At 38.8% G+C, this 22,200-nt stretch carries 18 protein-coding genes; 9 read left to right on the top strand and 9 right to left on the bottom strand.

Annotation, left to right across the window (positions count from 1 at the left end):
• Positions 1 to 207: 207 nt before the first annotated feature.
• A complete protein-coding gene (locus PL11201_RS03730; protein WP_079677250.1) occupies positions 208 to 3,015 on the bottom strand; it encodes a beta strand repeat-containing protein in 2,808 nt (935 codons plus the stop codon).
• A 62-nt stretch (positions 3,016 to 3,077) separates the two neighbouring features.
• Positions 3,078 to 4,559 carry an ATP-binding protein gene (locus PL11201_RS03725; protein WP_079677249.1) on the bottom strand — a complete coding sequence of 494 codons (1,482 nt, stop codon included), beginning with the start codon at positions 4,557 to 4,559 and terminating at the stop codon, positions 3,078 to 3,080.
• 249 nt (positions 4,560 to 4,808) lie between these two features.
• Between PL11201_RS03725 and PL11201_RS03720 the strand changes: the two genes are divergently transcribed.
• Positions 4,809 to 5,669 carry a GUN4 domain-containing protein gene (locus PL11201_RS03720; RefSeq protein WP_079677248.1) on the top strand — a complete coding sequence of 287 codons (861 nt, stop codon included), beginning with the start codon at positions 4,809 to 4,811 and terminating at the stop codon, positions 5,667 to 5,669.
• 70 nt (positions 5,670 to 5,739) lie between these two features.
• Positions 5,740 to 6,414, top strand: coding sequence for an REP-associated tyrosine transposase (locus PL11201_RS03715; RefSeq protein WP_234996599.1), 675 nt, complete (start codon positions 5,740 to 5,742; stop codon positions 6,412 to 6,414).
• Positions 6,415 to 6,460: 46 nt separating this feature from the next.
• Here the strand turns inward: PL11201_RS03715 and PL11201_RS03710 are convergent, their stop codons facing one another.
• The 3 genes from PL11201_RS03710 to gcvH form a co-directional block, all read right to left on the bottom strand.
• Positions 6,461 to 7,537, bottom strand: coding sequence for a class I SAM-dependent methyltransferase (locus PL11201_RS03710; RefSeq protein WP_079677246.1), 1,077 nt, complete (start codon positions 7,535 to 7,537; stop codon positions 6,461 to 6,463).
• A gap of 274 nt (positions 7,538 to 7,811) precedes the next feature.
• Positions 7,812 to 8,345 (bottom strand): hypothetical protein, encoded by a 534-nt coding sequence (locus tag PL11201_RS03705; protein WP_079677245.1) that lies wholly within the window; start codon positions 8,343 to 8,345, stop codon positions 7,812 to 7,814.
• A 52-nt stretch (positions 8,346 to 8,397) separates the two neighbouring features.
• Positions 8,398 to 8,787 (bottom strand): glycine cleavage system protein GcvH, encoded by a 390-nt coding sequence (gene gcvH / locus PL11201_RS03700; RefSeq protein WP_079677244.1) that lies wholly within the window; start codon positions 8,785 to 8,787, stop codon positions 8,398 to 8,400.
• 91 nt (positions 8,788 to 8,878) lie between these two features.
• Between gcvH and PL11201_RS03695 the strand changes: the two genes are divergently transcribed.
• The 5 genes from PL11201_RS03695 (at position 8,879) to PL11201_RS03675 (ending at position 15,705) form a co-directional block, all read left to right on the top strand.
• A complete protein-coding gene (locus tag PL11201_RS03695) occupies positions 8,879 to 9,700 on the top strand; it encodes an alpha/beta hydrolase (RefSeq protein ID WP_079677243.1) in 822 nt (273 codons plus the stop codon).
• Between the two features lie 375 nt (positions 9,701 to 10,075).
• Complete coding sequence (locus tag PL11201_RS03690; protein ID WP_079677242.1) at positions 10,076 to 11,911, top strand: NAD(P)H-quinone oxidoreductase subunit F; 1,836 nt, start codon at positions 10,076 to 10,078, stop codon at positions 11,909 to 11,911.
• A gap of 80 nt (positions 11,912 to 11,991) precedes the next feature.
• Complete coding sequence (locus PL11201_RS03685) at positions 11,992 to 12,696, top strand: carbonic anhydrase (protein ID WP_079677241.1); 705 nt, start codon at positions 11,992 to 11,994, stop codon at positions 12,694 to 12,696.
• Between the two features lie 117 nt (positions 12,697 to 12,813).
• Positions 12,814 to 14,307, top strand: a complete 1,494-nt coding sequence (locus tag PL11201_RS03680; protein ID WP_079677240.1) for an NADH-quinone oxidoreductase subunit M — start codon at positions 12,814 to 12,816, stop codon at positions 14,305 to 14,307.
• Between the two features lie 105 nt (positions 14,308 to 14,412).
• Positions 14,413 to 15,705, top strand: a complete 1,293-nt coding sequence (locus PL11201_RS03675; RefSeq protein ID WP_079677239.1) for a CO2 hydration protein — start codon at positions 14,413 to 14,415, stop codon at positions 15,703 to 15,705.
• Between the two features lie 130 nt (positions 15,706 to 15,835).
• On the opposite strand, the gene PL11201_RS03670 is transcribed toward PL11201_RS03675, so the two are convergent.
• From PL11201_RS03670 to PL11201_RS03660, 3 genes are all read right to left on the bottom strand, one after another.
• On the bottom strand, positions 15,836 to 16,183 hold the full coding sequence (locus PL11201_RS03670) for a DNA cytosine methyltransferase (RefSeq protein WP_079677238.1): 348 nt from the start codon (positions 16,181 to 16,183) through the stop codon (positions 15,836 to 15,838).
• A gap of 97 nt (positions 16,184 to 16,280) precedes the next feature.
• Positions 16,281 to 16,682, bottom strand: a complete 402-nt coding sequence (locus PL11201_RS03665; protein ID WP_079677237.1) for a fasciclin domain-containing protein — start codon at positions 16,680 to 16,682, stop codon at positions 16,281 to 16,283.
• A gap of 162 nt (positions 16,683 to 16,844) precedes the next feature.
• Positions 16,845 to 17,132: a hypothetical protein gene (locus tag PL11201_RS03660; protein WP_079677236.1), complete on the bottom strand. Its 288-nt coding sequence runs from the start codon at positions 17,130 to 17,132 to the stop codon at positions 16,845 to 16,847.
• A 245-nt stretch (positions 17,133 to 17,377) separates the two neighbouring features.
• On the opposite strand from PL11201_RS03660, the gene PL11201_RS03655 reads away from it, so the two are divergent.
• Entirely contained in the window at positions 17,378 to 18,169 is a 792-nt protein-coding gene (locus tag PL11201_RS03655; RefSeq protein WP_026794222.1) for an MlaE family lipid ABC transporter permease subunit, read from the top strand.
• Positions 18,170 to 18,216: 47 nt separating this feature from the next.
• Positions 18,217 to 18,666 (top strand): DUF3119 family protein, encoded by a 450-nt coding sequence (locus PL11201_RS03650; protein ID WP_369821826.1) that lies wholly within the window; start codon positions 18,217 to 18,219, stop codon positions 18,664 to 18,666.
• 337 nt (positions 18,667 to 19,003) lie between these two features.
• On the opposite strand, the gene PL11201_RS03645 is transcribed toward PL11201_RS03650, so the two are convergent.
• On the bottom strand, positions 19,004 to 22,054 hold the full coding sequence (locus PL11201_RS03645) for a plasmid replication protein, CyRepA1 family (protein WP_079677235.1): 3,051 nt from the start codon (positions 22,052 to 22,054) through the stop codon (positions 19,004 to 19,006).
• Between the last annotated feature and the right edge of the window lie 146 nt (positions 22,055 to 22,200).

Below are 22,200 nucleotides of genomic sequence, written 5' to 3'. Positions count from 1 at the left end.
TTAATATTATATAGCCCTTATAGGAAATATTAATTCTTCCGAAAATAGCTATTATGTTTGAGAATTATGGCTAAAAAGTAAGCTATAATTTTCAAACATGAAACAGCCCTGGGGAGCAGGGGGGGCAGGGGGAGCAGAGGAGGCGGGGGATGTAAACTCCTTCTATTACCCATTCGTAATTCGTAATTCGTAATTCGTAATTACCTCTTAACATTGAGGAGGTAAAACACCCGCAGGCTGTGGTTTACCGTTGGGGGGATTAGTAACTAATTCGATTACCCCATCAGCCCGAACTATCCATCCTTGGGCTTCCTGAATTTTGGGTTGTAGAGACGCGCCATGGTGGGTCTCCACAGGAGATGTGGGGGTGACAGGGGATGTTGTCGAGGGTTCAACCAAATTAATCCAATTGATGACCGTCGGTTCAGAACCCAAAGCATCATTGGGACTCGCAGGTAAACCCCCGCGTCCGGTAATTACAAATTGATTTTGTTGATTTCCCGAACAGCGGGTCGCAATTAAGGTGGTGGGGTCAACTAAATTACTCGGTAACGACCCTATCCCGGCACTAGGGTCAACTTCTGGACTGCTAATTTCCACCGCCCCACTGAATGCTGCCCCTAACTCACTGGTGGCGGTAATATCACTTTGGGGAGTCTGAAATTCCCGAAACTGGGTTCCAAACACCCCTTGAGCATTAATTCTCACCTGTCCTCCTTTCCCCGCTTGAGCATTAGCGGTAATATCACTATTTTCCAAGGCCACTAAATTAGAAGTACCCAGGGTAATATTTCCCCCATCGGCGTTGCTGGCATTGGTGGTAATTTGGCTATCCCGTCGCAGTTCCACTGTTCGCGCCTGTAACCGAATATTTCCTCCGGTTCCAGCGACGGTGGCGGCACTAATGGTTCCTTCGTTATCTAATAAAACCTTATCCGCTTGAATTTCTAAGTTCCCGGCGGCTCCTTTATTGGTTCCCCGCACCCCAATTTCCGCCCCATTTCGCACCGTTAACCTTCTGGTATTAATCCGCAAATCCCCGGCACTGCCCGCCCCACTGGTATTCGACTCAATGGAACTGGGAACAATACCATCGCCAATAGTTCCAAAGGAAACGGATTCTACGGATTTGTCAATATTGGTGCCAAACCCAACCACATCAATGGATTCCGAGGCATTTAAGGTTAAATTTCCCGCCGCCCCTTCCCCGCCAGTCGCCGCCGAAATTTGGGCGCCATCACGCACCACCAACCGTTGAGTATTGACGGTTAAATCCCCGGCGGGTGCAGTACCTTTTTGTCCCTCAACGGTCAACAGGGAAGATGAGGTGAGTAACCCACTCAAAAACCGGCCATCCTCCGATACTCCCCGCAGTTGCACCGATTCCGCATTCACGGTTAAATTGCCCCCTTTCCCTGCTCCCGCCGCTGAAGCAGATACCTGCGCCCCTTCAGCAACGGTCAGTTCCCGGCTGTTAATCGTGATATCTCCCGCGCCTCCAGTACCCAAGGTGGCGGTAAATAATCCCCCCGGGGAAGCGACGCCCGATTTCACCCCCCGCAGTTCGACGGTATCGGCATTCACCGTAATATTTCCCCCCTGACCTTCCCCGGAACGTCCGGGACTGGTGATGATATATCCATCTTGGAGGACGCGCAATTGGGGGGTAATAATATTGATATCTCCAGAATCGCCAGGGCTAATGGTTCCGGTGACCACAATTGAACCATTAGTAATATCAACGGATTTCGAGGCTAACAGGGTAATATTTCCCCCTGACCCAACCCCCACGGTGGGGGTTAAAATGGTCGCCCCATTCATCACCCGGAGTTGGGGGGTTTCCAGGGTGACGTTTCCCGATGCTCCTTCACCCGCACTCACACTAAAAATACCGTCATATAGATTAGTGGGACTAAACTTTTCCGATAATAATTGTTCGATGAAGGATAGGGGTTGAGTGCCCACTAAATCAATCGAATTTTTGGCTTTAATATTAATATCTCCGGCGTTTCCTGTACCAATGGTGGAGGAGGAGATAAAGGCACGATTATCTAATTGAAATTGTTCGGCTTGAATTTGGATTCCGCCACCATTAAGGGCATCTAAAGTATTAGCAAGAATTCGAGAACTATCGGTTAGGGAAACCGTTCCTCCTTGGATGGTAATTAATCCCCCTCCGGCTCCACTGGTATCAATTTGACTTTGACGTAATAAGTGAATCGAGCCGAATTCAAGATTAGGAGAGTTAAATTGTTCCGGCTGGGGTTGTAAAGACCAAGTGCCATTTTTTAGGGCTGCTAATTCGATTCTACCATTAAAAGCGGTAAGATTGCCTTGATTTAAAACCACATCTCCCCCGATTAAACTAATATTTTGACCGGGTTGAACTTGTAATCCTGTTGTGGCACTTTTGCCATCCACTCCTATGCCTAAAGCTTGGGATTGATTGGTGATGGCCCCGGGCTGTTTTCCCAGTTGTAACCCGATAGGAACATTAACGGTTAATAGGGGCGGTGCTTGGGGATTAGTGGCACTAAATTCACCGCCATGATTAAAAATAATACTATTAGCGGTACTAGCAGTAAAAGACCCTCCAATATTTAATTGAGCATTAGGGCCAAATAAGATGCCATGGGGATTAATTAAGAATAAATTGGCTGTGCCATTGGCTTGAATTAAACCCTGGAGGTTAGAGATATTATTGCCAGTAACGCGACTAATAATATTTTTAATATCCACGGAGTTATTGAAAAAGGCGGCAACACCTTCGGGAACTGAAAAGTCTTTAAAACTATGGAATAAGTTAATCCCATTTTGGGTTCCACCTTCGATTTTAATGATACTACCATTGGGGGTAATAATAGTATTTTGAGGTAAGGTTTGATCGGGTATAATTTGAGCGATCGCTTTTGATAAATTCCAACCATTAATCAAAGGAAACACCAACAAAACTAATGTTGTTTTCACAAGAAATTTATGGTTTTTAAGTAAATATTCTGAAGTTGAAATTTTCATATCTAATTCCTTTAATGTAATGAAGGTTTGAAAACTACAGTCGATGCAAAATGGATGATCAATTAATTTCCCTGAGTTAAAATAGAAACTTGTTTTTTATACTCATGTTTTTGAGTCGGCATTTCCTGAGTAATGGGAATTTCAATAATAAATTCTGTTCCTTTCCCTGGGGTAGAAATACATTGTAAACTACCTTTATGTTTTTCAACCACAATATTTTTACTGATAGATAAACCAATCCCCGTCCCCTTACCCACAGGTTTTGTGGTAAAAAATGGTTCAAATAGATGGGCTAAAATTTCCTCGGTCATTCCCCCGGCATTATCACTAATTTTAATCACGACATTATGATCATTAATAATATCGGTTTTAATCAAAATGTGACCAGGATTAACCTGCAATTCTTCAATATTTTTTTGTTGATTGTTTTCTTCAATCGCATCAATAGCATTGGCTAAAATATTCATAAAAACTTGATTCATTTCGCCTCCATAACATTCAACTAAAGGTAAAGAGGAACTATATTCTTTAATCACATGAATCGCCGGATGATCCTGTTTTCGTTTTAACCGATTTTGTAAAATCATTAAGGTGCTATCAATCCCTTCATGAAGATTAGTTGCTCTCATTTGAGAACCATCCTGACGGGCAAAATTGCGTAAACTCAGCACAATTTCTCGAATCCGTTCTGCACCCACCTGCATCGATTCTAACATCTTAGGCAAATCTTCTAAAATAAAGTTTAATTCTACCGCTTCCACCTCCTGTTGAATCACCGGATGGGGATTAGAATAATACTGTTGATAGAGTTCAAAAATCTTTAAAAGATTGTCAGTGTATTCTTGAACATAGGCTAGATTTCCATAAATAAAATTAACCGGATTATTAATTTCATGGGCAATTCCAGCTAACATTTGCCCGAGAATTGACATTTTTTCGTTATTCACTAATTGAGTTTGAATAATCTTAATTTTCTTGAAACACTGTTCTAAAGCAATTTGATTATTTTCTGATTCTATAATAGATTTTTGTAATTCTTCTTGCTGGGATTCAACCTTTATTTCTAATTGATAATTAATATTTTTAAGCTGTAAATTTTCTCGTCTCTCTGTTTCTAATTCTTGTTTTAATTGATTAAAACTTTGCCGGACTTCTTTTCGATTTTCAGCCAACTTCCAATAGTTGTTTAATTTCAGTAAAAACTCCTCAGTCTCTAAACAAGTAAATAGATAATCTATCACTCCTAAACTCAACCCAGTTTTGATAGTCTCTTGATTTTGAGAAGTTGTAATCAAAACAATTGGAATATTTAGACCCGAACTCTGCAAATGTTGACACAACAGATATTCATTCTCCCCCAGCACAGAAACCGCAATAAAAATCAAATCAGCTAGAGATAATTTTTCCATAGAAACAGCAGCTTTATCTGGATTTATCCAGAATAAATTAACCTGTTTTTGACTAAATAAATCCAATAGAATCCGTAGGTCAATTGAATGGTTATCAATTATTAAAATAGTGGTTAATTCGGACTCACTCATCATTTATTCTTCCTCAATAAATAGGTAAAATCCACTGTTGATTACCTTTAACAAATTGTTTCAACATGGGATTTGACAACTGACCTCTATAACACTGATTATTTCTTTCCCCCGGCTTACCCCAGACTCCCTTAAGAGAACCCCGATATTCAAATCATACAATATTGTTAGGAAATGACAGGAAATTGGCGGATCAGGTTTTGAGGATGGGGGAATGTTAACATACAACAAACCCCCTAATCCCGACTTTCGATGAGCTTTCCATGCCCAGTCTGTGACTCTAACTATCAAAAACCGATTCCAGAAACTTGTGTAGTCTGTGGATGGGATTTACAACTCCATGTATCTATACCAGAAGGTTTAAAACAGGATGAAAAATGTTTAGATTGGGCAAGACAAACTTGGAAACGTCTCCAAACTGTCGATATTTCTCAACAAAAAACCCCTTCTAAAGCAAAAAAAAGATTAACCGTTGCTGACCTTTTACCTCGGTTAGAATCCTTGGAAAATCAACTGCAACAAGCTACTTTAGAAAGACAAAACCTACAAAATTTGTTAGAATGGATATTACATTACTTAGAAACCCTTGACCCTGAATTATTAGTTAATATAACTCCTTCATCTTACTCAAATTTCCCCCAATCAGAACTTAGTATAGACTACAGTTCACTCATCGAATTATTAGCCAATGGAGATTGGAAAACCGCCGATGAATATACCTGGGAATTGATTTTATATATTGCCGAAAGAGAAGCTGAAAAATGGTTAAGACCAGAAGATATTGAACAGTTTTCCTGTACGGATTTAAACACCCTAAACTGGCTCTGGGAATATTATAGTCAGGGATTATTTAGTTTAACAAGTCAATGGCAAATTTTCTATGATTTAGAAGGAGATTATCCAAAGTTTTGTGATCAAGTTGGTTGGCGACGAGGAGAAAGTTGGCTTTATTATGAAGAACTAAATTTCACCCTAAATGCACCAATAGGACATTTACCTATTGTTGGTTGGCGAAAAAGAGCCTGTTATGGTGTAGGTAACACAACACCAAATGAAAATTTATCCTTAATCTTTTCTCGCCTTTCCACCTGTAGTAAGCCCTTCAGGGCTTAATCCTCTCAAATAAAAATATAAGAGAAAGCCCTAAATGGCTCACTACTTTATGATCTCATGTGTTAAAACAATGGTAGTAAGCCCTTCAGGGCTTAATCCTCTCCAACCTAAAAATACAGGAGAAAGCCCTAAAGGGCTTACTACTTTTATGATGTATGAATATCGTAAACTTACACCTGAGCAACGCAAAGAACTGGTTAAACAACGGTTAGCCAAAGGATTTCCTCCCCACTCACCTCCCCATCCTATTCAGATTGAAGCTTTTTATTTATTAACTGTTGCTTGTTATGAACACCAACCCTATATTTCAACACCCCATCGTCGTCAAGAATTATTAAATTTAATTTTTGAACAATTTATTAATGCAGGTTTTGATATTCGGGCTTGGGTTATCCTTCCTAATCATTATCATTTATTGGTTTATGTTGATAAATTTCCAGAATTAAGCCGTTTATTTAATATTATTCATGGGCGAACTTCTCGTTACTGGAATTTAGAAGACCAAGTGACAAAACGCAAGATTTGGTACAGTTTTTCAGACCGGATGATTCGCAATGATAACCATTATTATCAAACTTTAAATTATCTCCATTTTAATCCGGTTAAACATGATTATGTTCCATCTCCCTATGATTGGGAGGAAAGCAGTGTTCATTGGTATATTGAAGATTATGGTCGCCAATGGTTACGCGATGCTTGGGTGCAATATCCGGTTAAGGATTATGGGAAGGATTGGGATGATTGAGAGAATAATAAATAAATAAGAAAGCCCTGAAGGGCTTACTACGAAGTTATTTAGGTTTTTTTAAGATTAAGATATCCTGGTAGTTAGTGGCGGGAGTTCGTCCGCACCATAACCCATAATATTTGGCGGAAACTGTAAAACCTAATGCTTCAATCCACTGCATTACTAATATTTCTCGATGACCCATGTCACTTTCGGGAATTTCTAAATTTGAGAAAAATGAGTCTTCAAATTCATGGATTAAATTTTGAGAACTTTTTCCAGCCTTAATTAGAACTTCCGATTCTTCATTTAACAAAAAGAATGTACATAAACACCGTCCTCCCGGCTTGAGAACTCGATAAACTTCTTTGAGATAATTTTGAACCGCATTCGCATATAAATGGGTAAATACGGAAGTTAAGAAAACAAAATCAAATTGTTCATCGGCATAGGGAAAATCATAGTTTTCTACTTTAATTGTTCCTTCTGTATTATAGCGTTTATTATAAATATTCGCCCATTGAAAGTTAAAGTTAGGTCGATGTTCATGAATCACAGATTGATTCCATTTAATCCATTTTTCAACAATATCAAACCCTTCATAACGGGCAGTATCATCTAAATAATAGGCGAGGGAATAGGCCATGCGACCCACGCCACATCCCGCGTCTAAAATAGATTCGTGGGGTTTTAATTGAGCTTTATTAACAAAATGACCGAGAAAATCACAGGCGACAAATTTAAAACTTCCTCCCACTCCAACCCGATCTTCTTTCTCGGGAACCGGAAGAATAGATTCTAATAAATTAAATAAAATTTCTCCTGCCTGTCCCTTGACTAAAGGAATTAATTGTACTAAAGTATTAAATTTATCCGGTGCAATCCCCTTTACAGGAATATAAATTAAAAATCGAGCTTGGTCAGCGTTAGGTAGGGTGGGAAATAGTTTATAAACATCGGGACTAGGCAGGTTTTTTTCAATTTTGAATTGGGTGATTTCTTGACCCCCAATCATTAACTTAAATCCTTCTATGGGTTCACCTTGAATTGAAGTTACCCATCCTTTTAAACGGACTTGATCCGCTTCTAGGGTAACATCTCCTAAACAGCCGAGGGTTTTGAGGGGGGGATGAGAATTCATAAGATGATTTTTGGTAACTTTAATTGAATGAAGAATTATTACCTTAATTTTATTAGTTTGTCAAGATTTATAGAATTAAAAAAATATCAAACATGAATTTTATGTTAAAAACATAGATAGTTAATTCAAATCCAGTATATTGTTGAATTAGGAATTTTTTTGTCTCCAAAATTTAGTTCTAGTGGATATTTAAAAGTAAAAATTATTCTCCCCTCTCCGACTTCAAAGAGAGGTGGAGTTTAATCACTATTACCTATTTTTTGATTTAGACTGACTACAATAAACGTTCTAAACTCTTGACTATAGCCGCCAGTTGTTCTGAATCATATTCCCAACGTTCTAAGAAATCTTGATAGATTCCTGCTCCGGTTTGAACACTGTTTAATAGTTGTTGAAGCCGCGATCGCAAAGGAGAAAAATTCAACTGTTGAATTAAATTAGAAGAACGTTGAACAACCTGTTGTGAACTTTCCTGCATTTCTAGGTTATTGTGTCGATGATGATAGACGACCATTGCCGCGGACATCGCCACATTTTTAACCAGTAAATCCGACACAATTTCCGGCGAAGTTTCTAAGGCTTGAATGATAGAAACAATGGGCTGATCAAAACAAGAACGAGCATCGGTTAAGTAGGTCACAAAAAATCCCCTGGCTCCATTCTGAGTTTTGACTAACTCCGTGATCACCTTTTCAATTTCAGCCTCTGGTAATGAGTTCTCTTCTAATTTATTTAACAACAGTTGGGTAATTTCTATACCTTGCTCAAAGGTAATATTTTCTGGAACTGATATAGATGAATCGGTCATATATCTTTTTCAAATTAAGACTTTGAACACACCTAAAACCCAAAATCCTCTGTTAAACGCCTTGAACTAAGTCTTGATATTGTTCTGCGGATAAGGCATCATCTAAATCACTCAGGTTATCAACCTGAACTTTGATTAACCATCCTTCTCCATAGGGATCATCACATATAATTTCAGGGGAATCTTCAAGGGTCGTATTGCATTCAATCACTTTCCCACTGATCGGTGCATAGAACTCTGCAACGGCTTTCACAGATTCAAGCGTTCCATACTCTGCCCCTTTCTCAAACCAAGTATCCTGGTTCGGTAGTTCTACAAAAACGATCTCTCCGAGTTGCTGCACGGCAAAGATTGTAATGCCAATGGTGGCAATTTCGCCATCAAGTCTGATATATTCGTGGCTATCTGAATATCTGAGGTCATTAGGATAGTTCATGGTAATTCCTCACAATCGATTAACTCTATTAATTGTTCACCAAATCTATTAAACTACAAAATCAGAATAAAAACAGCTTTGCCTCATAAAGATTATTATGAATCCTCAGACTTTGTTCAAACGCTTTGTTATGGGCGAGTTTTCCCTGAAACGAATGATCCATTTTCTGATAATTCTCTATGTCGCTGTTGGGGTTTGGGCATATTTCTATTCTGAACGTTTAATTTTTGTTCCTCAACCTTCTAGTTATCAACTAACTCCAGAATTCCTAACCCTAAAAATAGATCCAGGTGTAAATATCACAGCCTTATATTTACCGAATCCTAAAGCTAAATATACTATTCTTTATAGTCATGGCAATGCGGAAGATTTAGGAGATATTCGCGTTGTCTTAGAATTACTTCGTCAGATGGGATTTGCGGTTTTTGCCTATGATTATCCCGGCTATGGAATCAGTACAGGTAAACCCTCAGAACCGGGTGCTTATCAAGCCATTGATGCTGCTTATAATTATCTCACACAACAGTTAAAAATTCCTCCGAATCAGATCATTGTTTATGGCCGTTCTCTGGGTGGGGGGCCATCGGTGGATTTAGCCTCCCGTCAACCTGTGGCGGGTTTGGTTCTGGAAAGTACCTTTGTTAGCACCTTTCGAGTTAAAATAGACTTGCCTTTATATCCTTTTGATAAGTTTCCCAATCTGAGCAAAATTCCTTTGATTAAAGCTCCAGTTTTAGTGATTCATGGAACTGCTGATCAAGTGATTCCTTTTAGTCACGGACAACGATTATTTGCAGCCGTAAATACTCCTAAATTGTCTTTTTGGGTGGAAGGAGCTGATCATAATGATGTCAGTGAAGTGGCGGGCGATCGCTATGAACAGATATTAAAAGAATTTGTCCAAACTATTATAAATTAAATCTTTCTCTATTGTAGATTTGTTGGCCTGTTGTCGCATGAATTTATGTTACGATTGCAGTGTTTTTTGGAAATTTAGCTACGATCTAAATTATCTTCTTATTTGGTCAGAAAATGTCAATTGTTAAAAAAAAGGGGAGGAAAGGCTTAAATATAAGCAAAATCTATAGCATTTATCAGATATACCTGTCATATTGATATGCTTTTGGATATACTCATATACTAATGTCTATGGTATGGTTATATTCAACAGCAAAAAGTCTATGTAGCTTTTTGAATTCCTCGCGACTTCAAAAAGCTACATAGCCCTTGGGATAATGTCTTTCCCCCAAGGTAATTTTTCATATTTCTGCAAACTGATCAATAGGTCGCACCAATGACTGATTTTTTCGTAAAAACCATTTGGTGGATACCCTGCTACCCATTAATCGGAGCTTTGTTATCTACCCTCTGGTTTCCGTCTATTATTCGGCGCACTGGCCCCCGTCCAGCCGGATATGTCAATATTATCACCACCCTATTCGCCTTTGTACATGGGTTATTCGCCCTAACTGAAATTTGGGGTCAACCTCCCCAACAGTTAATCATTCCCTGGTTTAGCATCGTTAACCTCAACTTGGATATCCCATTAGAAGTCTCTGTTGTCACCGTTGCTGCCACCTTAGTTATTACTGGGTTAAATGTTTTAGCCCAAATTTACGCCGTCGGTTATATGGAAATGGACTGGGGCTGGTCGCGATTCTATTCCCTATTAGCCTTATTTGAAGCCGGGTTATGTGGGTTAGTCCTGTGTAATTCCCTATTCCACAGTTACATAATTCTGGAAGTCCTCACATTAGGAACTTATTTATTAGTGGGATTATGGTTTAATCAACCCTTAGTTGTCACCGGGGCTAGAGATGCCTTTTTAACCAAACGGGTCGGAGATTTATTCCTATTAATGGGAGTAGTTGCCCTATTTCCCCTCGCCGGAACTTGGAATTTTACGGAATTAGCCCAATGGTCACAAACTGCCCAACTTGACCCGAAAGTTGCCACTCTATTAGGGTTAGCATTACTGGCAGGGCCACTAGGAAAATGTGCTCAATTTCCCCTACATTTATGGTTAGATGAAGCCATGGAAGGCCCCCTTCCTAGTACAATTTTACGCAATTCTGTTGTCGTTGCCTCTGGAGCTTGGGTATTAGTCAAAGTGCAGCCCGTTTTAGCCTTGTCTCCTTTGGTAACGTCAACTATGGTATTTATTGGGTTAGCAACTTCCGTGGGAGCCAGTTGTATTGCTATTGCTCAAATTGATATAAAACGCGCCCTTTCCTATTCCGTTAGTGCCTATATGGGCATCACCTTTATTGCCGTTGGAACCGGACAAACCCAAGCGGCTCTTTCTCTGCTATTTACCTATGCCTTACCGATGGCATTATTAGTCATGACCACCGGGGGAATTATTAGTAATAATGTCACCCAAGATTTAACCCAATATGGCGGTTTATGGTCACGACGTCCGATATCGGGATTGTGTTTTTTAGTCGGAATTATCGCCTTAGTTGCCGTTCCTCCCTTTGGCGGTTTTTGGACGATATTAGAGTTAGCAGAAACCCTCTGGAACACTCAACCTGCTATTGCGCTTTGCCTGTTTTTAGTTAATGGTTTAACCGTCTTTAGTTTAACCCGTGAATTTGGGTTGATTTTTACGGGAAAACCCAAACAAATGACCACCCGTTCTCAGGAAGTTTTATGGGCGATGGTATTACCTATGACCATTTTAGCGGGATTTTGTCTGCATATTCCTTTGTTATTAAAACAATGGAATTTATTACCCCAATGGGAAACAATTAATCTAACAGTTGCGGGTTTATTAATCACCTCGACGGTTTTAGGATGGGGACTTAGTGCGATGATTTATTGGAATAGTAATTGGCCAAAACCTGTTAAACTGCCCTCTCAAGCTGTACAAGACTTCTTTGCTTACGATTTTTACACAGCAAAACTGTATCGAGTCACGATTATTTTTATAGTCGGCTTCATCTCTAATATTATGTATTGGATTGACCGCTATATCGTGGATGGATTTGTTAACCTAGTGGGAATAGCAACGATTTTTAGTGGGCAAAGTTTGAAATACAATGTTTCTGGCCAAACCCAATTTTATGCCTTGACGATCATTTTTGGAGTAACTTTACTTTTAGGATTTTTTACACTTAATTTGTTTTAAAAGAGTTCCCAATTTTCATCTATAATCCATCCAAAGGATTAATTTTCTGAATGTTCCAATCCACTTAATGTAAAAAAATCATGAACACAACTCAACAAAACTTAAGCATTTCCCGTCGGAATTTATTAAAGTTTGGTGCAGGAGTAGCGGGAACTGCGGCTTTAACTGCGGGATTAGGAACAAAAGTAAATTTGTTCAAAGCTCAACCTGCCGTTGCCCAAAACAATATTACTCCCGATGAAGCGTTAAACCAACTGTTAGAAGGAAACCGACGGTTTATCGACAATAAACGAAAAAGTCCTAATCAAACCATGACCAGAGTTCAAGAAGTTGCCCAAGGACAAGCCCCCTTTGCCGCTATTCTCAGTTGTGCAGATTCTCGGGTGCCTGCGGAAATTATTTTTGACCAGGGTTTTGGAGATTTATTCGTAGTTAGAAATGCCGGAAATGTTGCTACTTCTGAAGAAATTGGTAGTCTTGAATTTGGAACATTAGTGTTAGGAGCAAAAGTCCTGATGGTGATTGGACATCAAAATTGTGGCGCAGTCAAAGCTACTATTGCTGGCAATGCAGTTCCGGGTCAAATTTCCAGCATTTTGGATGCCATTAAACCGGCGATAAAGCCTAATCAAACTTTAGAAGAAAGCATCATTTCTAATGTTAAATTTGTCATCAGTCGTTTACAGGCTTCTCCAGTTATTTCCCAACTAGTTAAAGAAGGGAAATTAAAAATAGTAGGAAGCTACTATAACTTAGAAACCGGAATGATAAAAGTTGTGACTTAAAGCTAACTGAAGCAAGTTTATCAAATAAACCATCTAAAACTTTGATAAACTTGCTAATTTCTGAATAATTTAGTCATTGGTTAACTTAAATATCCCTGTTCCTCCCACCCTAAACTTATGTTGAGTGCTTTAATTATTATTCCAGTTTTGGCAGTTCTATTAATTGGACTCTTGCCCAAACAATTCTCGGCTTCTCAAGTTCGTTCCATTGCTTTAGCAATAACAGGTGTGATTTTAATTTGGACAATAAAACTCAGCTTTGATTTTGATTTAACCAATCCTAATTTTCAATTGCAAGAATATCTAGCTTGGATTCCCCAATTAGGACTATCCTATAGTTTAGGAATAGATGGTTTATCCTTTCCTCTAATCGCTTTAAGCGGAGTTTTAACCTTTATTGTCATTGCCAGCAGTCACGGAAATCTGGAGCGTCCTCGCCTCTACTACTCCATGATTTTATTAGTGAATGCGGCAATTGCTGGAGCCTTTTTATCTCAAAACTTACTCCTGTTTGTTTTATTCTATGAATTAGAATTAATCCCCATTTATCTTTTAATTAGCATTTGGGGTGGTGAAAAACGTGCCTATGCAGGGATGAAATTTCTGATTTATACTGCCCTTTCTGGGATTCTAATTTTAGCCGGATTTTTAGGCATGGCGTGGCTAAGTGATGCCGGAAGTTTTGATTATTCTGCCATTCAAACCCAGAACTTTGAATTAACAACTCAGTTAATTTTGCTCACCATTTTACTATTAGGATTTGGGATCAAAATTCCCCTAGTTCCCCTGCACACTTGGTTACCCGATGCCTATGTCGAATCTTCTCCCCCCGTGACAATTTTATTAGGAGGAATTTTAGCTAAATTAGGAGCTTATGGTTTGATTCGTTTTGGTTTACAACTGTTTCCTGATGCTTGGCAAGTTATTAGCCCTACCCTGGCAACAATTGGGGTAATTAGTGTGTTATATGGAGCCTTAACTGCTATTGCTCAACAGGATATTAAACGCATGGTAGCCTATAGTTCTATTGGTCACATGGGTTATATTTTAGTAGCGGCGGCGGCGGCGAATGAATTAAGCTTAATTGGGGCAATTGCTCAAATGGTAGCCCACGGTTTAATCTTGGCAATTCTGTTTCAATTAGTTGGAATTGTAGAAGAAAAAGTCGGAACCAGGGACTTAAATATTCTAAATGGTTTAATGAATCCCATTCGCGGTTTACCCCTAACTAGTGCTTTATTAATTATGGCAGGAATGGCGAGTGCTGGTATCCCTGGTTTAGTGGGATTTGTCGCCGAGTTTCCCGTCTTTCAAGGAACATTTTCTGTCTTCCCAATTCATAGTTTATTGTGTATTATTGCCTCCGGTTTAACGGCTGTTTATTTTGTGATTCTCCTCAACCGAACTTGTTTTGGTAAACTGGATAATAAATTAGCTTATTACCCGAAAGTTACCTTCTCAGAACAAGCTCCCGCATTAATTTTAGCCGCGTTCATTTTCATTCTCGGGATACAACCTACTTGGTTATTTCGATGGATGGAACCCACCGCCCAAGCCATGGTTATTGCCTTAAATCAATCTGTTCCTACCCAAATCGCCATTAAACAATAAACCCCTAGGTCGGGTTCAAATCAATCTTTCTGAACCCACCATTAACCTAACTAGACCCGCCCTATTTATCCCAATTTTTAACAACAATTAAAACCAGGAAAAATCATGACAACTGCAACTTTATCTCAAACAAAATTACCCCCCTCAACCCATGAATTTTCCGAGATTATTCAACGCTTAGAGGCTGGGGGTGCAATGTTACCCGATACCCCAGAAAACCTAATGCAAATTATCGGGATTTATAAAGCTTATGCAGTACCAATGGATTTCTATTGGCGGGATTTACTTTATATTGCAGAACAAGTGTTTTTAAATCCCTTACCCTTTTTAAAATACTTCATTCCTCAAGAATATTTAGACTTGCATAATCATTATGCAGGCGATGATGCCGATTTAAGAATTTGGCGAGGAGAAGCAACAGCACACCCGGAATTATTAGCCTTTATAGAAAAGGGTGAAACTGTAAAAATGCCAAAATTATTACATCATTTATGGCATGATCGAGTTAATATGGAATTTGCCGAAGCTTGTATGCAAGCAATGTTTTGGCATCGAGATATGGGAGGACAATTTGATCCCTATTTAGATACCGATGAATATAAAGCTAATGCCGATAAAGCCATTAAAGCCTATTTTAAGAAAAATCCAATGATGATGGGATTATATAACCTATTCCCGGATTTATTCTTAGAACAGGTCAAAATGATGTCCTATTATAGTAATTTAGGATTATTCTGGGAAGTGATGGCGCCAGTATTTTTTGAAATGAGTGATCTTTATGATGAAGGCAAAATTACTAGTGTTCCTGAAGCGATGAATTTTCTGGTTAATGGGATTTTTGCCATTGCTGGACGACCTATTTATCATCATGTTTATATTGATGGGAAATGCTATGAAATTATCCCTAAATCTAAAGGGTTTATGTGGTTATATGAGGCGGCATTACCCTACGTTGAAGCGGTGTTTTATCGGACATCTCCCTTCCGAGGAACCAAATCTTATAATGCTCAAGCGAAACAAGTTCCTGATGATCAAAATGACTTCCATTATGGGATTCTTTATGCTGATATTTTTCCCGTTGGGACAGCGGGAATTCCTCCTACATTATTAATGCAAGATATGTTACATTTCTTGCCGCCTTATTTAGTCGAATATTATCAAAAACATTGCCGAGGTGAGGATGATATGTTGATTCAGTTGGCGAATACTTTCCAACGGTCAATGTATTGTGTAACTTCTGCGGTAATTCAAGCGTTACGCACGGCTTTACTGTATCCTTTAGATGATCAAAATCCTAAACATTTGATCGCAAATCGGCAATTTTTTGAAGCTCAATTAGATCGGTTTAAACGCCCTGAAGCACGATTAAGAGATATTCAAAACTCTGATTATCGTTAAATTGGATGTAGGGTGTAGGATTAGTTGTTTAATGTTTATCCCATTAAATTTTCTACACCCTCGATTCCTAAAGTGGCTTGGTCGATGATTCTTGTGTATTGTAATCGCCATTGTAAGGCATTAGAAATCGTTAAATAGTAGAAGCAACTCCATTAATACCAAAAATAGTATACCCTAACCTTGCACCTCCCTCTTGATTATCTTCTAAACTGATAGGGTTAAAATCAGATTTACAACGAGTTCCAAAAATAAAAATCCGCTCACGGTTTTGAGGAATACCAAAATTAATCGGACTAATAATTCGCCATTCAATCAAATAGTTAAGAGACGCTAAAGCATTTAAAATAACTTTAAAATGGTGTCCCTGTTCCATGGTTAAAATACGTTTGACATTCTCTAATAAAAAATACTCTGGTTTTTTCGTATCTATAATTTCTACAATTCTTTCAAATAGAGTTCCACTTTTATTCTCCTTGATTAATAATTATTAATCTTGATAGAGATTTTTAGATTAATTTAATACCCATGTTTTGGGCGAGGAGACCTCGCCCCTACGGGTTATTTTTCCTAATCAATTAACCCATTAAAATCACGGTATCAATGACATGAATAATGCCATTATCCGCTTCAATATCGGGAGCAAGTACCGTGGCATTTTTGACTTCAAAACCATCGGAACAGTTAATGGGAATGGGTGAACCTTCCAAGGAAGTAACAGAACCTAATTTTTCTAAATCGGCTTTTGTTAGTTTACCCGAAATGACATGAAATTTTAGAATTCTAGCCAACTGCGGTGGATTTTGAACTAAGGTTTGTACTGTTCCAGGGGGAAGTTTTGCAAACGCTTCGTCATTGGGTGCAAACACAGTAAAAGGGCCAGGACTTTTTAAGGCTTCCACTAAACCTGCGGCTTGAACAGCGGCTACCAGGGTTGTAAATGAACCCGCACTTACAGCAATATCAACAATATCTGCCATTGTATGATCTTGAATTTTTACAGTATGTCTATTTTTACACCAAATGTAACCATTGATAAACTTATAATAATCTGGTAATATGTTAAACTGAGACTTAATAAAAGTAATAAATTCGATATTAAATGACTTAAATCTCTCATTTGTATAAACTTTGGCTAATTGTTAGTTGATTCTTTGATTTTGACAGCAAGCATAGGTATCGAATAACCCGCCCACTAAACTAAAGGTTAGAGCAATGACCAAACAACCTTGTAAGGGGTGTCCATTGCCAAAGGTGGCAAGAAATTTGAGCATTTGGTGACAGCCCAACGTCCCTAAATTTTGTATAATAGGCAGGTGACTCATCAGGACAAAGGTGATTAACCCCACCGCAATCAATAAGAGCGGGGCGATGAAACTAAAGGTAATTGCTAGTAGTAAAGAACGAAGGAAATGGGGCAAAATACTCATAAATTTGTCCAAAGGAGATCAGCTATCTTCAACTTGTTGGCGAGTGCCGTTGACTTCAGTTAGATTGGAGATCAGGGAAAATCTAGCCTATCAATTTCTAAGATAGGAGCGATCGCCCATTTTAATCGAATCTGTGAGAAATCTTAAATATAAATTCAAAAAAATTAAGATTTATGCTTTATAAATCTTGTTGAAGATTTGTATATTTCTAAGTATCGGTTGAACTTTATCCCGTTGTGATTCCCTTGAGTAATTCTAAAACTCGTTCCAGCTTTGGACTTTGGCTACAGCGATTTATGGCCGCCCTGTTATTGGCGGGTCAGGTGGTGGTGCATTTACTCCAGGGTAAAATTCACCGTCGTAACACTTTGGAACAAATGGTAATAGTTGGCCCAGAATCCTTGATGATTGCTCTGCTCACGGCGAGTTTTGTGGGAATGGTATTCACGATTCAAGTAGCACGGGAATTTGTCGCTTTGGGGGCTGTGAATATTGTCGGGGGAGTTCTGGCCCTGTCCCTGGCCCGGGAACTCAGTCCGGTATTAACGGCCGTGATTGTCGCCGGGCGAGTCTGTTCGGCTTTTGCGGCGGAAATCGGCACAATGCGGGTCACGGAACAAATTGATGCTCTTTATATGTTAAAAACTGACCCGGTGGATTATTTAGTAATTCCCAGGGTAATCGCCTGTTGTTCGATGTTACCAATTTTAACCGTAATTTGTTTAGTGACAGGATTAGCAGGCGGCCTATTAATTTCTACTACTATGTACAATATTTCTTCAACGGTCTTTTTAGATTCAGTACGGAATTTTCTACAAGTTTGGGATGTTTGTAGTGGGTTAGTTAAAGGCTTAGTTTTTGGGGCGACCATTGCCATTATTGGAACCAGTTGGGGATTAACTACCACCGGAGGAGCAAAAGGTGTCGGTCAGTCCACCACAACGGCCGTTGTCACCGCCCTATTATCTATTTTTATCATTGATTTCTTCCTATCTTGGATTATGTTTCAAGGGATGGGAAGCTCCGTCAAGGGTTGATAAATTTTTAAGATATTTGCCTGATAATACCCGCACTAGCTGCAAAAATGATGATAATTTTGGTAGAATTTATTGAACTGCTTTTGACTCAAAAAAAACAAATGACCACAACACCCACAACCCAAACATCTAATATCGTTGAGTTACCTCCGAATTATATAATTCCGATGGTGCTGCTGATTAGTGCTTTTCCCCTATTTTTAATTCAAAGATGGGTGAGTTTAGGGATTGCAATTTTTGCCCTATTTTTGTTAGTGCAAACCGCCCTCATTCGTCTACAATTCACCCCCACGGATTTAGACGTTTATCGTTCGGGTAAACTGCTGCGTCGATTTCCCTACCAAGACTGGATAAACTGGGAAATTTTTTGGACTCCTGTACCCATTTTATTCTATTTTAGGGAAGTCAAAAGTATTCACTTTTTGCCGATTATTTTTGATGCTAAATTGTTAGAAACCTGTTTAAAACAACATTGTGGCAGTTTAAAACAGAATTAACAATTAGTTCGGTGGCTAAGTCATCGCTTTTTTTAACGGAATGTTAATTAATCCCATAAAAAAGAGGATGGGAAAAGACTACCGATGCAGCAAATCGCTGGCGGTGAAGTCTTTTCCTCCGTTGTTATAGCAGTCGCCACATCTATTAGGACATTCTTGAAAGCTAAAAGCTGCTCACAGTAAGCTGTTCAGTATCTAAATTAGTTATGCAGAAATCTTGAATTTTATGCAGTGCGTTGGCGAAGCCCTGCGTCAGCAGCGCGTCCTCGCACGAAGCGAATATACAGTTTAAATGCACAACAGCTTAAGTATTTACCTATTGCCCATTGCCTATTCCCTATTGCCTCTTGCTATAACTATTACCTGGCATAAATAAAGAGAGTTGGATATAGTCAGGAGTGAATCGGAAAGGGTCAGGAGCAGGCGTATTTTTAGATAAAATTCTGTCTAATTGACCCGGATATTGACCCTCTAATTTTAACCAATGTTGCAGGATTTCTTCTCGGTTATCTTGGGGGTCAACCAGGTGATAAACTCGGACTCGTTTCTTACCTTCACTTTGGGATCGCACACAGGTTAAACGATAACCAATTTTATCTAAAAACCGCCGTAAAATAGTAATCGGACTTGAATTTTTAGCCAGTCCAATACCAATAATAGTCTTGATGGCATTGCGATCTTTTAGGGCTATTTCGGCAATGGTTTGTAAGTCAGCATCGGTATTTTTTAAATCTCGTTTTGGATTTTTGAGTAAGGCAGGAATCCCTAATAATTCCATAATCCCAATGATAGCTCCTAACTGAGAACGGTTAAAATCAGGAGCAAAAATATTTCCCTGTCCCTGTTCCATTAACCGTCTAGCAATCAGGGCATCTCGACCGATTAAATAGGGACGACCAACGGTTAAGAAATAGTGGATTCTGAGTTGTTCATACCATCCTTGATCATCTTTATTAATCACATCTGAATTAACAGCAATACCATAACGTAATTTCAACTCATGTTTACGGATAGCCCGGCGTTCTTCCGGGGTTTTGACTAATTGTTGTTGGAGATAGTAATATTGACTATCGCTCAGATCTGGGGCGTTAATCACCGCCACGGATTCCGCTTGATAATTCTGATCTTTGACTGCTAGAATTAGTTCGTTGAGACTAGGACGTTCTGAACATTCGGGTTTAAATTTTTGAGTGGATTTAATCGAATTTTTAGGTATTTTTTTAGCCTGTGGCATCTCAATAATTTGATGACCCTCTGCCATTAACGCAGTTAAAATTGTCTCTCGATAACGCGCCATGCCTGCATTAAATCGCACTGCCATTTTTGCCCAACCCATTAAGGATTCCGCTTGAAATCCTATTTCTAAATCATCTAATTCTTCAAAATCAGATTGTTGTAATAGACGAATATTGAGGCGGGTTAATTTTTGTCCACTACTGAGTAAAGAACTCATGGAGGTTGCCCCATTTCCTACCTGATTAAATCCTCGGTTTGCCATCCAAATAAATCGCGGAATATTCTCTCGAATTCGTCCCAAGGCTTGACGAACAGAATTTTCCGCTTGAATCCCTTGAAATATTCCCCAAACCGAGGTAAAATGGTTATTAATCTCAATACTAACTCCCGTTTCAATTGAGGGCGATGCTAATACAATATCATACTGTTTTAGCACATGATTCAAATTAGAAATTGCGCCATAGGCTTGATGGCTGGGATCGGCTAAGGATTCGGAATCTATTCTTAAAATAGAGCGATCGGGAAATTGGGTTTGTAAATAGGTTTCTAGGGTACGAGTTCCCCATTGACTGGCTAATTTTTGAGCAGACAAACACACAAAAGGTTTCCCCCCTTCGGCAATATGTTGTTCTAGGTCTTTCACTAGTTGGTCGGGGGTATTTCCTAAGTAATTATGAATTTTCCAGGCTTCATTCCTTGAGGGTTGCCATTCATTTTGAATAATAAAAGGTTGCAGATGTACCCCCGATAGGCTAGTTAAATAATCAATGGAAATATCACTTAAATCGGCATCGGAAATCACCACTTGACCCTTTCCCCCTAAAATATTTTGCATCAGGGTTTTAAAGGATTTAAGGATAGAAACCCGATGGTTTTGACAGGTTTCTGAGTTTAATCCATGCCATAATACTTGTTCAACTTCATCTAAAATAACTAACCCATTTGACCAATCTTTGGCTTGAAATTTTACCCCAGAATTAGGATGGAGAGAATCAATACATAATCCATATCCTAAAGCCGAATTATGGGTGTCAATAGGGGATTTCATATATTGTAATCCAAATCGTTGACAGAGGGCTTCAATTAATCGAACTCGATGACCAATGACTAATACCCACTTACCGTTTTTAATTGCTTCTTGAACTATGTTTTCTAAAATTTTAGTTTTTCCGGTTCCTTTAGGAGATTTAATCGCAATTAATTTAGCGGATTCAGGTATTTTTATTGAGGATAAATAACGACTATTTAGATCAATATTTGCTGGATAAGTTAACCGATTAAAGGAGAAAGCCTTCCAGGTTTCTAAGGGTTTTGCAGTTTGATAAGCCTGCTCAAATATAGTTTTACTTTGTTCTGAAATTAAATCATCAACTCCCTTACCTAACTTGGGATTCCAGGTGACTATATACACAGAACATTCTGCTTTTGTCAATAAATATCCCGTTTGCTGAATAGCTGAATTGACGGCTTTAATAGTTCTAGGTTTGGTATCTTGATCAAATACCATATAAATTTTACGATTGGGATTGACAAATTGCTGTAACTGCTGAATCAAAGCAGGTTTAGCAATTCTATTTCCATATTTATCTCGGGGAACTCGATACCCGCTATGAATCCCTGGAAGTGCGATCGCAATATATCCGGCTGTGAGTAATGCTCCGGCTTTTTTTGCTCCTTCTGTAATACATAAAGGTAGTTCGGGATGAGCAATCACCCATCGCCAAAATCCTAAGTCGGGTTGATGGGTTTGTAGATCAGAAGGATTAATTTTAACCCCATATTTTTGAGCAATTTGTTCCCAAATTGTTCGAGAAATTCTAAGTGCAAAAATCCCCATAGGTGTGTTGGGAGGATGTTCATATTTAATTAATTTACACTCGTCTGAAGTCAAACGGGGTTTAATCGGCTTAAAACAGCCCCATAAATCAGGATTTCCCGTCAAAATATCAATCCCGGAACACCACCAACCCCCATGATAAAGATGTTGATAACGGTTAAGAATAGGCTGAGATATCCGACCTGTATTTAATCGCGGCAGGGTATCGGAATAGAGAAGATAATCCAACGGACGATACCCCTCTAAAGGAATCACATTCAGTTGAGTGAGTTCTTCATCTACACCACTTTCTGTCCATTCTGTTAAATAGTCCATTTCTCTCCCGTTTCAACTGTGGATTTTTAAGCGTAACCCTAGGATGAAAGCATAAGTATAAAATTTTGTAAACGTTTTGACGTCAAAGAGATATCTTGTAAAAAATAAGCACAATTTACCCTAGACAAAAACAAGTTGATGTGTTA

Origin of the sequence: Planktothrix sp. PCC 11201 (assembly GCF_900009135.1) — a bacterium.
Lineage (GTDB): Bacteria > Cyanobacteriota > Cyanobacteriia > Cyanobacteriales > Microcoleaceae > Planktothrix.
The sequence above is the reverse complement of the archived record's forward strand: the minus strand, read 5'-3'. Positions and strand labels throughout refer to the sequence as shown.

Coding starts and splice junctions, on each gene's coding strand:
- PL11201_RS03730 (WP_079677250.1), bottom strand. CDS start 3,015: ATGAAAATTTCAACTTCAGAATATTTACTTAAAAACCATAAATTTCTT.
- PL11201_RS03725 (WP_079677249.1), bottom strand. CDS start 4,559: ATGATGAGTGAGTCCGAATTAACCACTATTTTAATAATTGATAACCAT.
- PL11201_RS03720 (WP_079677248.1), top strand. CDS start 4,809: ATGAGCTTTCCATGCCCAGTCTGTGACTCTAACTATCAAAAACCGATT.
- PL11201_RS03715 (WP_234996599.1), top strand. CDS start 5,740: ATGGTAGTAAGCCCTTCAGGGCTTAATCCTCTCCAACCTAAAAATACA.
- PL11201_RS03710 (WP_079677246.1), bottom strand. CDS start 7,537: ATGAATTCTCATCCCCCCCTCAAAACCCTCGGCTGTTTAGGAGATGTT.
- PL11201_RS03705 (WP_079677245.1), bottom strand. CDS start 8,345: ATGACCGATTCATCTATATCAGTTCCAGAAAATATTACCTTTGAGCAA.
- PL11201_RS03695 (WP_079677243.1), top strand. CDS start 8,879: ATGAATCCTCAGACTTTGTTCAAACGCTTTGTTATGGGCGAGTTTTCC.
- PL11201_RS03690 (WP_079677242.1), top strand. CDS start 10,076: ATGACTGATTTTTTCGTAAAAACCATTTGGTGGATACCCTGCTACCCA.
- PL11201_RS03685 (WP_079677241.1), top strand. CDS start 11,992: ATGAACACAACTCAACAAAACTTAAGCATTTCCCGTCGGAATTTATTA.
- PL11201_RS03680 (WP_079677240.1), top strand. CDS start 12,814: ATGTTGAGTGCTTTAATTATTATTCCAGTTTTGGCAGTTCTATTAATT.
- PL11201_RS03675 (WP_079677239.1), top strand. CDS start 14,413: ATGACAACTGCAACTTTATCTCAAACAAAATTACCCCCCTCAACCCAT.
- PL11201_RS03665 (WP_079677237.1), bottom strand. CDS start 16,682: ATGGCAGATATTGTTGATATTGCTGTAAGTGCGGGTTCATTTACAACC.
- PL11201_RS03660 (WP_079677236.1), bottom strand. CDS start 17,132: ATGAGTATTTTGCCCCATTTCCTTCGTTCTTTACTACTAGCAATTACC.
- PL11201_RS03650 (WP_369821826.1), top strand. CDS start 18,217: ATGATGATAATTTTGGTAGAATTTATTGAACTGCTTTTGACTCAAAAA.
- PL11201_RS03645 (WP_079677235.1), bottom strand. CDS start 22,054: ATGGACTATTTAACAGAATGGACAGAAAGTGGTGTAGATGAAGAACTC.